This is a genomic window from Rhizobium sp. AN73, assembly GCF_030757975.1.
Lineage (GTDB): Bacteria > Pseudomonadota > Alphaproteobacteria > Rhizobiales > Rhizobiaceae > Agrobacterium > Agrobacterium arsenijevicii.
In genome coordinates, this window is record NZ_JARWME010000001.1 from 2,053,281 (window position 1) to 2,066,380 (window position 13,100).

Annotated in this window: 12 protein-coding genes; 8 read left to right on the forward strand and 4 right to left on the reverse strand. The window is 58.0% G+C overall.

Annotation, left to right across the window (positions count from 1 at the left end; genetic code table 11):
- Nucleotide 1 precedes the first annotated feature (1 nt).
- The 6 genes from RBH10_RS09230 (at nucleotide 2) to RBH10_RS09255 (ending at nucleotide 7,666) form a co-directional block, all read left to right on the forward strand.
- Complete coding sequence (locus RBH10_RS09230) at nucleotides 2–874, forward strand: ABC transporter permease (RefSeq protein WP_281039421.1); 873 nt, start codon at nucleotides 2–4, stop codon at nucleotides 872–874.
- A gap of 22 nt (nucleotides 875–896) precedes the next feature.
- Nucleotides 897–2,681 (forward strand): gamma-glutamyltransferase family protein, encoded by a 1,785-nt coding sequence (locus RBH10_RS09235; RefSeq protein ID WP_281039422.1) that lies wholly within the window; start codon nucleotides 897–899, stop codon nucleotides 2,679–2,681.
- Nucleotides 2,682–2,685: 4 nt separating this feature from the next.
- A complete protein-coding gene (locus tag RBH10_RS09240; RefSeq protein ID WP_281039423.1) occupies nucleotides 2,686–4,497 on the forward strand; it encodes an ABC transporter ATP-binding protein in 1,812 nt (603 codons plus the stop codon).
- Between the two features lie 239 nt (nucleotides 4,498–4,736).
- Complete coding sequence (locus tag RBH10_RS09245; protein WP_281039424.1) at nucleotides 4,737–6,191, forward strand: CHASE3 domain-containing protein; 1,455 nt, start codon at nucleotides 4,737–4,739, stop codon at nucleotides 6,189–6,191.
- Nucleotides 6,188–6,625 carry a response regulator gene (locus tag RBH10_RS09250; RefSeq protein WP_045022884.1) on the forward strand — a complete coding sequence of 146 codons (438 nt, stop codon included), beginning with the start codon at nucleotides 6,188–6,190 and terminating at the stop codon, nucleotides 6,623–6,625. The genes RBH10_RS09245 and RBH10_RS09250 overlap by 4 nt, the downstream gene beginning before the upstream one ends.
- Before the next feature lie 3 nt (nucleotides 6,626–6,628).
- The gene (locus RBH10_RS09255) at nucleotides 6,629–7,666 is read left to right on the forward strand and encodes a sensor histidine kinase (RefSeq protein WP_045022883.1); all 1,038 of its coding nucleotides are present in this window, start codon (nucleotides 6,629–6,631) and stop codon (nucleotides 7,664–7,666) included.
- A gap of 149 nt (nucleotides 7,667–7,815) precedes the next feature.
- Here the strand turns inward: RBH10_RS09255 and RBH10_RS09260 are convergent, their stop codons facing one another.
- The 4 genes from RBH10_RS09260 to RBH10_RS09275 form a co-directional block, all read right to left on the reverse strand.
- Nucleotides 7,816–8,040, reverse strand: a complete 225-nt coding sequence (locus RBH10_RS09260; protein WP_045022882.1) for a hypothetical protein — start codon at nucleotides 8,038–8,040, stop codon at nucleotides 7,816–7,818.
- Nucleotides 8,041–8,171: 131 nt separating this feature from the next.
- A complete protein-coding gene (locus tag RBH10_RS09265) occupies nucleotides 8,172–8,381 on the reverse strand; it encodes a cold-shock protein (RefSeq protein WP_045016315.1) in 210 nt (69 codons plus the stop codon).
- A gap of 290 nt (nucleotides 8,382–8,671) precedes the next feature.
- Complete coding sequence (gene aroE / locus RBH10_RS09270) at nucleotides 8,672–9,520, reverse strand: shikimate dehydrogenase (protein WP_281039425.1); 849 nt, start codon at nucleotides 9,518–9,520, stop codon at nucleotides 8,672–8,674.
- A gap of 10 nt (nucleotides 9,521–9,530) precedes the next feature.
- Nucleotides 9,531–11,093, reverse strand: a complete 1,563-nt coding sequence (locus RBH10_RS09275) for a GMC oxidoreductase (protein ID WP_281039426.1) — start codon at nucleotides 11,091–11,093, stop codon at nucleotides 9,531–9,533.
- A 127-nt stretch (nucleotides 11,094–11,220) separates the two neighbouring features.
- On the opposite strand from RBH10_RS09275, the gene RBH10_RS09280 reads away from it, so the two are divergent.
- Together RBH10_RS09280 and RBH10_RS09285 are read left to right on the forward strand one after the other, a co-directional pair.
- The gene (locus RBH10_RS09280) at nucleotides 11,221–12,108 is read left to right on the forward strand and encodes an AraC family transcriptional regulator (protein WP_281039427.1); all 888 of its coding nucleotides are present in this window, start codon (nucleotides 11,221–11,223) and stop codon (nucleotides 12,106–12,108) included.
- A 60-nt stretch (nucleotides 12,109–12,168) separates the two neighbouring features.
- Nucleotides 12,169–13,071: an AraC family transcriptional regulator gene (locus tag RBH10_RS09285; protein WP_281039428.1), complete on the forward strand. Its 903-nt coding sequence runs from the start codon at nucleotides 12,169–12,171 to the stop codon at nucleotides 13,069–13,071.
- The last annotated feature ends 29 nt before the right edge of the window (nucleotides 13,072–13,100 follow it).

The following is a 13,100-nucleotide window of genomic DNA, read 5'->3' on the forward strand; positions in this document are numbered from 1 at the left end:
CATGACCGCTCTCGATCAAAACCTGTCCGTACCGGTGCCGAGGCAAGAAAGCCGCGCCTGGAAGAAAATGAAGCGCAACAAATCGGCGCTGGCCGGTCTGGTTATCGTGCTTTTCTTCACAATTCTCGCCGTCGCAGCACCGATCCTGCCGATTGCAGACCCGATTGCGACCAGCTGGTCGGCGATCCGCAAGGCGCCGTCCGCCGCCCATTGGCTCGGCACCGATGATCTCGGCCGCGATATTCTCTCGCGCATGATCTATGGCGCGCGTGCCTCGCTGATGGCGGGCGTCGTCTCCGTCATGATCGCGGTGGTCATCGGCGTGCCTTTCGGGCTGATCGCTGGCTACTTCGGCGGCTGGGTCGATATGGTCATATCCCGCGTCACGGAAGCCTTGCTGGCCATGCCCTTCCTCATCATGGCAATTGCTCTCGCGGCCTTCCTCGGCCCGAGCCTTACCAATGCGATGATCGCCATCGGCCTTTCCGCCATGCCGATTTTCGTGCGGCTGACCCGTGGTCAGGTGCTGGCGGTCAAGATGGAAGATTATGTCGAGGGAGCAAGGTCGATCGGCCTCAACCACGTCGACATCATGACGCGCTACATCCTGCCGAATGTCTTTGCTCCCATCATCGTGCAGGCGACCTTGACTGTCGCGACCGCCATCATCGCGGAAGCGAGCCTCTCCTTCCTCGGCCTTGGCCAGCAGGCGCCGGCGCCCTCATGGGGTTCCATGCTGAACACGGCAAAGAACTTCCTGAGCCAGGCGCCATGGATGACGATGTGGCCCGGCATTGCAATTTTCCTCGTCGTCATAGGCTTCAATCTTCTGGGCGACGGCCTGCGTGACGCGCTCGATCCGCGCGAAGCATGATTTCTCATAAGGAACTGACTGAATGACCGAATTCACCACACGCCCCGAGATTCTTGGCACATTCGGCGTCGTCACCTCGACGCACTGGATCGCATCGGCCGTGGGCATGGCAATCCTCGAAAAGGGAGGCAATGCCTTCGACGCGGCGGTCGCCACCGGTTTCGTGCTGCAAATCGTCGAACCGCATCTCTGTGGTCCGGGCGGCGACATGCCTGCGGTCTTTTATTCGAAGAAGACGGACAAGGTCGAAGTCATCTGCGCGCAGGGGCCTGCTCCGAGCGGTGCGACAATCGAGCATTATACATCGGAGGGGCTGAAGCTCATCCCCGGCGATGGTCTGCTCGCAACCGTCATTCCCGGAGCCTTCGACGGCTGGATGCTGATGCTGCGCGACTACGGCACGATGAGCGTGCGCGAGGTGCTGGAACCGGTCATCTATTATGCCGAACACGGACATCCGACCCTGCCGCGCGTTTCCGCCACCATCAAGGGGTTGGCGGAATTCTTCAAGAAGGAGTGGCCAACCTCCTACGAGACTTGGTTGCCGGGCGGTGCCGCACCCGAGCCGCACGCCCTTTTCAGGAACCCGGTTCTTGCGGAAACCTACAAGCGGATCGTCACCGAAGCCGAGGCACGTTCGGGTCGTGAAAACCAGATTGAAGCCGCGCGCGACGCTTTCTATCGGGGTTTCGTTGCGGAAGCCATCGACACTTACGTAAAGACCGCCGAAGTCATGGATGCAAGCGGCACCAAACACAAAGGCGTGCTGACGGCGCAGGACATGGCGGACTGGCATGCGACCGTCGAAGCGCCGCAGACGGTTGATTATCATGACTGGACGATTGCAAAGACGCCCGCCTGGGGGCAGGGACCGGTTCTGTTGCAGTCGCTCGCCCTGCTGAAAGGTTTCGATCTTGCGGCCATGGATCCTTCCGGTCCCGATTTCATCCACACGATCGTAGAGGCCATGAAACTCGCCTTTGCCGACCGTGAGGTCTATTACGGTGATCCTGATTTCGGCCAGATTCCGACGGAATATCTTCTCTCCGAAGGTTACAACGCCGGGCGTCGTAAACTGATCGGCAGCGAGGCATCGCTCGAGCTGCGTCCGGGCACCGTGCCGGGTTACGAAAAGCAGGTGGATGCCACTATGGCCATGCTGGCGGAGATGAGCGGCAAGGGTGCGGTTTACGAACCGACCATGTCGCATCTGACGGAGAAGCGCGGCGACACCGTGCATATCGATGTCATCGACCGCTGGGGCAACATGGTCTCCACCACGCCGTCCGGCGGCTGGCTGCAATCCTCGCCCATCGTGCCGGGCCTCGGTTTTGCGCTCAATTCCCGCGCCCAGATGTTCTGGCTGAAGGAAGGCCTGCCGACCTCGCTTGCACCGGGAAAACGCCCGCGCACCACGCTGACACCTTCTCTCGCGCTGCATCAAGGACGCCCTTCGATGGTGTTCGGCACGCCGGGCGGCGATCAGCAGGATCAGTGGCAGCTGCCTTTCTTCCTTCGATATGCCCATCACGGCAAGAACCTGCAGGCGGCCATCGACATGCCGCTGTTCCACACCTCGCATTTTCCGGGCTCGTTTTATCCGCGCACCAGCTCGCCCGGCGAAATCATGGTGGAAAGCACGGTGGGTGAGGTCACGCTGCAGGAGCTTCGCCGCCGTGGACACAGGGTCACCGTTGCCGATGCATGGTCGGTGGGGCGCCTGACCGCCGCGCGACGGGATGCCAATGGCCTGCTGCGGGCCGCCGCAACGCCGCGACTGATGCAGGCCTATGCTGTGGGGCGATGAGATCATGAAGACGACACCTGTCCTTTCCGTTAGAAACCTGACCACCTCTTTTCTTGTCGACGACGTGTGGAAGAGCGTCGTGCGCAATGTCTCTTTCGATGTTGCGCCCGGCGAAACCGTCGCGATTGTCGGCGAGTCCGGTTCGGGAAAGTCCGTTACCTCGCTGTCAATCATGCGGCTGCTCGCTCCGGCTTCCAGCCGGATTGAGGGTGAAGTTCTCTTGAACGGGCGCAATCTTCTGGCGCTTTCCGAAAAGGAAATGCGGGGCGTGCGTGGCAACGACGTCTCGATGATCTTTCAGGAGCCGATGACGTCGCTCAATCCGATCTTCACGATCGGTCGCCAGATTTCCGAGGTCCTTATCCGGCACAAGGGCCTTTCAAAGCAGCAAGCGAGGGCGGAGACGGTCCGGCTTCTCGAAAAGGTTCGCATTCCCAACGCGGCCAGCCGCTTCGACGAATATCCGCATCAGTTTTCCGGTGGCATGCGCCAGCGCGTGATGATCGCCATGGCGCTCGCCTCCCGGCCGAAACTGCTGATCGCCGACGAACCGACGACCGCGCTCGACGTCACCATTCAGGGGCAGATCCTCGACCTGATCAAGCTGCTTCAGGAAGAGGAGGGCATGTCTGTTCTCTTCATTACCCATGACATGGGCGTCGTGGCTGAAATCGCCGACCGCACCATCGTCATGTTCCGGGGCGACGAGGTCGAGACGGGACCGACCGGGGATATATTCCAGCGCGGCAAACATCCCTATACGCGGGCGCTGCTTTCGGCGGTGCCGAAGCTCGGCTCGATGCGCGACCGGCAATGGCCGACGCGTTTTCCGGTCCTCGACATGAAAACCGGTCTGTCGACAGAAGCGGTGGAAGTGGCCGAAACGGTGGCGAGCGGACAGACGCCGGTGCTGTCGGTCAAGAACCTCGTGACGCGTTTTCCCATCCGTTCCGGACTGCTGGCGCGCCAGACGGGCGCGGTTCATGCCGTTGAAAATGTCTCCTTCGATCTGTTTCAGGGCGAGACGCTCGCGCTTGTCGGTGAGTCCGGTTGCGGAAAATCCACTACCGGCCGCTCGATCATGCGCCTTGTGGAGCCGACGGCCGGCGAGGTGTCGCTCGATGGTTATGACGTGATGCGGCTCGACACTGTCGGCCTGCGCAACATGCGCAAGTCCGTGCAGATGATTTTTCAGGACCCGTTCTCTTCGCTCAATCCGCGCATGACGGTGGGGACCGCGATTTCCGAACCCTTCATCAAGCACAAATTGGGCACCACGAAACAGGCAAAGGAAAAGACGGCCGACCTGCTGGAGAAAGTTGGTCTCACCGCCGATATGGCCAGCCGCTACCCGCACGAATTCTCCGGCGGCCAGCGCCAGCGCATCGCAATCGCCCGTGCGCTTGCCCTTGATCCAAAGGTCATCGTTGCCGATGAAAGCGTGTCGGCGCTTGATGTCTCGATCAAGGCGCAGGTCTGCAACCTGTTGCTCGACCTGCAGCAGAGCCTCAATCTGGCCTTCCTGTTCATCTCCCACGACATGGCTGTCGTGGAGCGCGTCAGCCACCGGGTGGCCGTGATGTATCTCGGCGAGATCGTAGAAATCGGTCCGCGTGCGGCCGTCTTCGACAACCCGCAACATGCCTATACGAAGAAACTCATGGCGGCGGTGCCAGTGCCTGATCCTGCACGGCGCGGGATAAGATGCGGCATATCCAATGATGAGCTGAAAAGCCCGATACGGGCGATGGGGTATGAGGTGCCAACGCGAAACTATAAAACAGTTTCTCCAGGCCACCTGGTTCAGGTGGTTTGAGGCGATTTCAGCATCGACAAACCGCGATATTTCGCATCGGACATCTGCCGTGGGCAGGGCAACATTTTATTTCACGGCGTTGCTGAACGCACGTCGTGGAAAGTGGTTCCCAGCCGCATGGAAAATAAAACGTTCGCTTCAATCTCCGGCATATTCTAATTTACTCTACGATTGAGCTGCCTGCCGGGAATTTTATTACTGTGATTAGTTTTTCGCCTTTTGCTCAGCGAAGCCTGTTTATGCTCGCTGTTGGTGTTGCAATATTAACTGGAATGGTCGCCACGTCGTTGTGGCTGGTGCAGGTGAACAACCGTTACTCTCAGGAAACGGCCGAACTGCGTCGCGTGCGTGCAGCGATTATAGATATCCTGACATCCATGCAGGATCTGGAAACGGGGCAGAGAGGGTACCTGCTGACCAACAACATCGATTATCTGGGTCCCTATCAGGAGGCTTTGCGCCTGTTGCCGCAACGGCAGTCCAGACTTCTCGAAGTGCTGAAGGACCGGAATCAATATGAGCAGGATCTTTCGGATCTCGGCACTGCCATCGCCAACAAGCTTGCTGAAACCCAGGAAACCATCGACCTGCAAAAAACCGGACGCATGACCGAGGCAGTCGAGGTCGTGCGTGAGAATGACGGCAAGCGTTTCATGAACGAAATCAGAGTGATCTTGGCGAAGTTGCAGTCGGATACCGACGACCGGCTCCGCATCATCGTCGGAAACCAGCTTAGCGCCGCCAATACATTGCAGTGGGTTACGCTCGGCGGTGCGCTGGCGATCCTGCTTGTTGTCGGAGACTCGATCTTTCTGGTCTTTACCTATATCCGTGCATTGAACCGGTCCCGGCAGGATGTCGACGAACTAAATCGCCATCTGGAGGAGCGCGTCGAGGAAAGAACGCGTGATCTTCGTCGCGCCAATCAGGAAATTCAGCGTTTCGCCTACATCGTCACTCATGATCTGCGTGCGCCGCTCGTTAATATCATGGGTTTTCTCTCCGAATTCGATACGTCCCTGAAGCCGGTCAGCGCCTATGTTCTTGCGGATGGCAAAATGCCTGCCGAAGGGGTTGTGCGGGAGGCCAGGCTGGCAGTTGAGGAGGATCTTCCCGAGGCGATCAGTTTCATCCGCTCCTCGACACGTAAAATGGATCAGCTGATCAATGCGATCCTGAAGATATCCCGTGACGGTCAACGCAAGCTGCAGCCGGAAAAGGTCGACATAGAAACATTGCTGTCATCACTCTCCGAGACGGTGCGCCACCAGATCAAAGTCAATGGCGGCGAGATCAATGTCGAGGCGTCAAGGCTCACGGTCGTGACGGACCGCATTTCTCTCGACCAGATCCTTGGCAATCTTTTCGACAATGCGGTGAAATACCAGATGCCGGGTCGCCCGCTGAGATTGACTGCCCGCGCCTATCCCGCCGGACGTGGCGCCATCTACATTGAGGTGAGCGATAACGGGCGCGGCATTGGCGAGCAGGATCTTGAACGGGTGTTCGAACTCTTTCGCCGCGCGGGTGATCAGGACCAGCAAGGGGAAGGGATCGGCCTTGCACATGTTCGATCGCTAATCAGAAGTTTAGGAGGTGACGTTAGAGTGACGTCCGAACTTGGCAAAGGCAGTACATTTACCTTGCTGCTGCCGAGCGACCTCAGAAAAGTGACGAAAGAAGGCGAAAAATGAAGGCAACCGGTCAAGAAGTAACGATCGTGATGATCGAGGATGACGAAGGTCATGCTCGCCTGATCGAAAAAAACGTGCGTCGGGCGGGTGTGAATAACGACATCATGCCTTTTACGCTCGGCGCGAAGGCGCTTGACTACATTCTCGGTGAAAACCGGGATGGTCTTGTCAGTAAAGATCGCTATCTGCTCGTCTTGCTCGACCTCAACCTTCCGGATATGTCGGGTATCCGGATACTCGAGGAGATCAAGAGCAACGAATATACGCGCCGTTTGCCGGTGGTCGTGTTGACGACGACGGATGACGAAACCGAAATCCAGAAATGCTACGACCTCGGTGCGAACGTCTATATTACCAAACCGGTCGACTACGAAGGCTTTGCGAGTGCAATCAAGAACCTCGGCCTGTTTTTCTCCGTCATTCAGATACCTTGAAGGTTGATGGTCTTGCGCGTTTTGTATGTTGATGATGATCCAGCTCTGGCACGGCTATCCAGCCGTATCCTTGGCCGTCATGGAATGGAGGTGGTGCATGCCGCATCCGTTGCCTTGGGGCTCAGGCTGTTTCAGGACGAGCAGTTCGACGTCGTCGTCCTCGACCATTATTTCCAGACATCGACGGGCATGGAATTTCTTGCCGCGATTCAGTCGTTGCCCGGACGCATTCCCGTCCTTTACGTAACGGGATCGAACGAAGCCCAGATCGCGATCGACGCCCTCAAAGCCGGTGCTGCCGACTACGTCATAAAGAATGTTGGCGACGACTTTTTTCCGCTTTTGCGAACCGCCATCAATCAGGCTCTGGAAAACCACCGTCTGCGCCAGACCAAGGAAGAGGCCGACCGGTTGCTGGTAAAGGCAAAGGAACATGCGGAAATGATGGTGAAGGAGATGAACCATCGGGTTGCCAACAGTCTTTCGCTGGTCTCTGCCATGATCCGCCTGCAGATAAACACCGTCAAGTCTCAGGAAGCCGAAGTCGCCCTGTTGGAAACTCAGAGCAGGATTTCCGCGATCGCCGGCGTCCATCGCAGTCTCTACAATACCGACAATGTGGGTTTGGTATCGCTCAATTCCTATCTGACGTCGATCATCGATGGCTTGTTTCAGGCGGTGCCCGGTTCTTCATCCGTTACCGTCGAGACATCCCTTTGTGACGTCAGTCTCAAGGCAGACCATGCGGTTGCTCTCGGCGTCATCATCACCGAATTGCTGACCAATGCGCTGAAATATGCCTATCCGGATCAATCCGGCAGGGTTCGCGTCAGGCTTTCGGAAGAAAACCGGCAATTTGTTCTCGTTGTCGAAGATGACGGTATCGGTTCGACGCCAGACGCATCTCCTCGCGGTACCGGCCTGGGTACAAAGCTGATCATGGCGATGGCACAGAACATCGGTGCGCGCGTCGAGCAAACGCATACACACCCGGAACAGGGTAAGGGAACGCGTTACACGATGACCTGGGGCGAAAAATAAACGCCGATACCTTCGTGCTTTAAATGAAATTCCAATTTAGTATTTTTCATTGATGCCTAAGGCATCGTATTCCCGCATGACAGCGTGTAACTGGCGCTGTCGCGGATGATCTTCAGGCGTTTGTTCCGACTATGATGTCGTCAAAATGATCATCGCGCACGGGCGCGTTTGGCAATAAGAGCAGACGTCGCTGAAATGCGATCAGACTCTTCTTTTGCAAGACGTGCTTCACGAAGCCGCAAGGTCTTGGCTTCGCGGGATTGCGTGATGGAATCAAGTTCGTCCATCGCTTTGTCTTTTGCGAAGAAAGGCGCCTGGATATTGCTGAAGGCAACCTCGGCCTTCTGGCGCGAAATACTGTATTTTTCTGTCATGGGTGTTCCGGTGGTAAGGCTCGACAGGCGAGCGAAAAACAAAAGGCCAGGCAATTTGCCTGGCCTTGATTGGGTCGGGGTGCTTTCGGCAGTGCCAGTACATCCGTGGTCAAAGGAAAGCACAAACCCGTTCAGGCAGCCTGGAGATTGCAGGCCGACATTTTGCCAGACTTGTTGTCGCGCTCCAGATCGAAGCCGATCTTCTGGCCTTCGACGAGTTCACGCATACCTGCACGCTCAACAGCGGAGATATGGACGAAAGCATCAGCGCCGCCATTGTCAGGCTGAATGAAGCCGAAGCCTTTTGTGGAATTGAACCATTTAACTGTGCCAGTGGTCATAATGAACCCTTTCATAGCGATAGAGAAACCACAGCACTCAAAGCGCTGCGGATGGTGATAGCGATTTTGAAAGGAAAGGTTCGTTCAGAACGCGGTGCTAATCGCGCAACAAGCAAAGCTAAGCAAGCAAATTCGATGGTTCTTTGTAGCGCGCTTATTCGATCGCGTCAACTATTAGTTTTTCCATTGTTAAATATCGACAAAAAGTTGTGTCCGATCAAGGCGCTGACACCGATGCTTCCCCACATCCCGAGGAGATGTGGGGAGTTCCTTTTAAGAATTGTCGCCGCTCAAAGATCGAGATCGAGCAGTGCCTGCCGCATGACGGCGGCGTCGGCGTCGATGCCGGTCCAGTATTTGATGCCGATGACGCCCTGATTGACCAGCATTCCAAGCCCGTCGGCGGTTTTGCAGCCGATGGATTCGGCAGCCCGGATGAGCCGTGTGCGCGGCGGGTTATGGATGCCGTCCGCAACAACCATGGAGGGACGGAGCGTCGAGAGGTCGATATCGGGCAGGCCATCGACATCAGGATAAAGACCGATCGATGTTGCATGAATGACGATATCGGTCTCCTCAGGAATGGCGAAAGCACCTTCCCACGCGGCATAGACAGAAGTGGCGGGCGTCTTTTCATCGATCAGGCGCGCCACGGTTTCCCCGCGTTCCTGTCCCCGGTTGACGATGGTGATATGCGCGGCACCGGCAAGAGCCATCTCTACGCCTACCGCGCGCGCCGCGCCGCCCGCGCCAAAAAGTACGACCTTCCTGTTCTTCGGATCGATGATGTCGCGAAGCGCCTTGACGAAACCCTTGCCGTCGGTGTTTTCGCCGATCAGCCTGTCACCGCGCCGCACGATCGTGTTGACCGCGCCGATGATTTCGGCGGATTCACCCAGTCCGTCGAGGTGCTGGATCACGGCAACCTTATGGGGAATGGAGCAATTGAAACCCGCCCAGCCCATGGCGCGGGCGCCCGCTACGGCATCCTTCAGATTCTCGGGGCTGACCTCGCAATTGATGTAACGCCAGTTCAGATCATGATGCCGATAGGCAGCCTCGATCATGGCGACTGTCGGGTTTTCACCGGCTGGCATGGCAAACGAGCCGGTGATCTGCGCGAGGAAGTCATGGGGCATGATTGCTCTCCTAGGATGAAATTTCATGGGTGCGGCGGTTTGCAAACCAGCTTTCGCGAATATGATCGCCAACACGTAACGCCTGCGCCGCGACTGTCAGGGCCGGGTTGAGGGCTGCCGATGACGGAAAGAAGCCAGCATCGACGACGTAGAGGTTCGGATGGTCGTGTGCGCGACAGAGGGCATCCAGCGCCGCTTGTTTCGGGTCGTCGCCCATGCGGACCGTACCGCACTGGTGGGATGGAGCCTCGATGCCGAAGGAATGACCGAGCACGACGGGAAAGCCGTTTTTCTTCAACAGCGAACGCATGTGGCCAACAAAGCGCTCATGGGCTTTGCGGTCGCCGGGGCGATAGATCACTTCTGCCCCATTTTCGTTCAGCGGTCGCACCCGGCTCTCATATTTCGGCGTGTCTTCCGACATGACAAGGAAGTCGACGCTGTGGCGGGCAAGAAGATTAGCCAGAAACCGCGGCATTGCGGGGTAGGCCGCGCGGATCATCGCACCTTGGATATTGCCCAGCATCTGGATGTTGCCGCGTGCAGCTTCATCGCCCGGCGTGCCGTAATAGAAGTCGTTGATGGACATCGTTTTCGGGAAACGGGTGTCGTTGACGGTGAAAGGCATGAGCCCCATCAACCCGCTGAGATGGTGGTTCATGAGATAACGGCCGACAACGCCGGACGAATTGGCGAGACCATTCGGGTTCCGCTCATCTGCCGAGCGAAGCAGGATAAGGGCGGAGTTGATCGCCCCTGCCGAGAGAACGAAAAGCGGCGCCTCGATTCTGAGGATTTCGCCCGCGCGCTCGATTTCCGCCGACACGATCTGTTTGCCGTGTTCGTCGGCAATCAGCCGGCGTACCCGCGCGCCCGTCATAAGGGAGACGTTGGGGTGTTGCAGGGCAGGGCGCAGCAGCCGCGTTTCCGCATCGCCCTTGGCATCGAAACGGCAGACGAAAGCGTCGCAGGTGCCACAGCGTCGACAGAGGCCGCCAGGGCCATAGTCGATGGCCGAGGGCATGTGGAACGGGTGTAGCCCAAGACGCGCGAAACCCGCCGCAACGCGGCCGATGACAGGTTCGTGGGGGACCGGTTCATGCCTGTAGGATGCCGAGCGCGAAGGCTCCGTGGGATCATCTCCGGCCTTGCCCCGCACGCCGAAAAGTTGCTCGGCCTCGGTGTAGAACGGCTCCAGATCCGCGTAGAAAACAGGCCAGGAGGGCGAAACGCCATCTTCATGGGCAACCTCGCTGAAATCGCGCTCGCGGAAGCGGAACATGGCGGTTCCGTAAAATTTCGTATGACCGCCGACGTAATAATATTGTCCGGGCCGGTAAGTACGACCGGTTTCGTCGCGGTAAAGATCAGTCGTGCGATAGCGGTTCTCTATAAAAACGGCCTCCGCGTCCGCGTTTTGCGGCTCGTTGGGCAGCTTTTCGCCCCGTTCGATGATCAATATCTTCGCGCCCGTTGCGGCAAGCTTCAGTGCGACCGATCCGCCGCCCACGCCGGAGCCGATGATGACGACATCGGGTTTGGTACCAGCGTCCCATTGTGTGCCAGCAAACATTTCTCCTCCTCGTATCTGTTTTTTTGCTGAGGATAGCGATCGCCGACCGACAGGCCATTCCCGGTTGCCGCGTCTTTTTGTATGATTGCCGCATATCGATGCAGCAATATGCAGGAAAGGTCAGGTCATGGAGCCGTGGTTCGAAGCTGTTAGCGTTCCCGCCGACCGATCCTGGCTGCTGTTCGATCGCCGTTTGCCGGAGTTTCCCTTCAACTGGCACTATCATCCCGAATTTGAGCTGACGCTCACGCTCAACAGCACCGGCATGCGTTTTGTCGGCGATTCCGTGGAGCGTTACGGTGATGGCGATCTCGTGCTTCTCGGTCCGAACCTGCCGCATGCCTGGCAATCGCAGGCGTTGATAGACACGCAGGGTGTTCATCGCGCCATCGTCTGCTGGTTCACCCGCGACTGGATCGACGGGCTGATTGCCCTGACGCCGGAATTTGCGGCCGTCAAATCGCTGCTCCACCAAAGCGGCCATGGCGTCAGTTTTGCGGGAGGGGTGCTGGCGAAGGTGCGCGAACGTTTGACGACATTAAATGAAACGGCACCCGATCAACAAATTCTGACGCTGCTCGGCGTGCTTGTCGATCTGGCACGGTCTTCCGACCACAGGCTGCTTTCGACGGGAGATGTAACCGTCAGTACCGTCCCGCGTGACCGAGCGCGCATGGAGCGGGTGCTCAATTACATTCACGCCCACTATACGGATGCCGTCAGCATCAAACCCTTAAGCGAAATCGCCCATCTGAGCGAAAGCCAGCTGCAGCGTCTCTTCAAGCGTTCGACCCGCATGACGATCAGTCAGTATATCGGCCAGTTGCGGGTTGGCGGCGCATGCCGGCTGCTTGCCCAGACGGACCGGTCCCTTGCCCAGATCGCCGAGACGGTCGGATTTTCCGATGCCGCGCATTTTTCGCGCCAGTTTCGTGCGGCCAGAGGCATGACGCCCGGCGACTACCGCCGTCAGTTTCGTGGTGACGGTCGGAGCGTTTACCGGGCATCGCCATGAGGTGTACGATTCTGTACTGTGATGCTGCCTGTCGTTTGGCAGGCGTATGAGTTGGACACCATGACAAGAACCTTCGAGCCAAGGGACGACATCCAGCGCCGCGAGATCGCGCGGACGCTACAATCGCTGGCAGCCTTCGACACGCGAGACGTATTGGAAGGCGGAAGCCCTCCCATCATTTCCGCATTCGTCTCCGGAAGACGCGAAACCATCACGCAACTCGTCATGCCATCGGCAGGGCTGGTCGTGGTGATCGAAGGCCGCAAGGAAATCGTCGCAGGTGTCGAACATCGCATCTATCAGGCAGGCGAAGTTTTCGTTCTTCCGGCAAACGCGCATGTCGATGTCGTCAACGAACCGGATGCGGAAACCGGGTTTTACCGGGCGCTCTTTATTCGCTTCCCCCGGGAGCTTGTCATAGAAGCAGCGCGGCGATGGCCGCAATTCGTCGGGCAGAAAGCCAGCCTCGAACCGGTTCTGAGTGCTGATCTCTGCTCCGCCATTTTTCATGCGGCCGAAGCCCTGTCTCAAAGAGTGAAGGCATCCCGAAGGGTTTGCGAGCACCGTATTCTGGAAATACTCCTGATCCTCGCCGAGCAGGGCGTCCTGCCGCTGGTGCCAAAATATGTGGACGGCTCGACATCCGAGGCGGTGCGTCTGCTCATCCGGCATCGTCTCCACCACGCCTGGAGTGCTGCAAATGTCGCAGCGCATCTTGCAATGTCGGAGGCCACACTCCGCCGTCGTCTCCGTTCGGAGAAGCAGACGCTGCAGATGTTGCTTCGCACGGAACGGATGAACGCGGCCTACATCGTTCTCAACGACCGCGATGCCGATGTCGCGGATGCGCTTGCCGCAACCGGCTATCGGTCCCGCTCGCATTTTGCCCGCCATTTTCGCGATAGCTTCGGGGTCAGTCCCGCAGCCGTCCGTCAGCGAAAACAGGAGCGCGTGACGGGCTGATCGGATCGGGCTCATTGTTGATCGGAAGC

Bases quoted from the DNA above. Each gene is read 5' to 3' on its own strand.
- RBH10_RS09235 (WP_281039422.1), top strand. From the start codon at position 897: ATGACCGAATTCACCACACGCCCCGAGATTCTTGGCACATTCGGCGTC.
- RBH10_RS09230 (WP_281039421.1), top strand. From the start codon at position 2: ATGACCGCTCTCGATCAAAACCTGTCCGTACCGGTGCCGAGGCAAGAA.
- RBH10_RS09240 (WP_281039423.1), top strand. From the start codon at position 2,686: ATGAAGACGACACCTGTCCTTTCCGTTAGAAACCTGACCACCTCTTTT.
- RBH10_RS09285 (WP_281039428.1), top strand. From the start codon at position 12,169: ATGACAAGAACCTTCGAGCCAAGGGACGACATCCAGCGCCGCGAGATC.
- RBH10_RS09260 (WP_045022882.1), bottom strand. From the start codon at position 8,040: ATGACAGAAAAATACAGTATTTCGCGCCAGAAGGCCGAGGTTGCCTTC.
- aroE (WP_281039425.1), bottom strand. From the start codon at position 9,520: ATGCCCCATGACTTCCTCGCGCAGATCACCGGCTCGTTTGCCATGCCA.
- RBH10_RS09275 (WP_281039426.1), bottom strand. From the start codon at position 11,093: ATGTTTGCTGGCACACAATGGGACGCTGGTACCAAACCCGATGTCGTC.
- RBH10_RS09250 (WP_045022884.1), top strand. From the start codon at position 6,188: ATGAAGGCAACCGGTCAAGAAGTAACGATCGTGATGATCGAGGATGAC.
- RBH10_RS09280 (WP_281039427.1), top strand. From the start codon at position 11,221: ATGGAGCCGTGGTTCGAAGCTGTTAGCGTTCCCGCCGACCGATCCTGG.
- RBH10_RS09245 (WP_281039424.1), top strand. From the start codon at position 4,737: ATGCTCGCTGTTGGTGTTGCAATATTAACTGGAATGGTCGCCACGTCG.
- RBH10_RS09265 (WP_045016315.1), bottom strand. From the start codon at position 8,381: ATGACCACTGGCACAGTTAAATGGTTCAATTCCACAAAAGGCTTCGGC.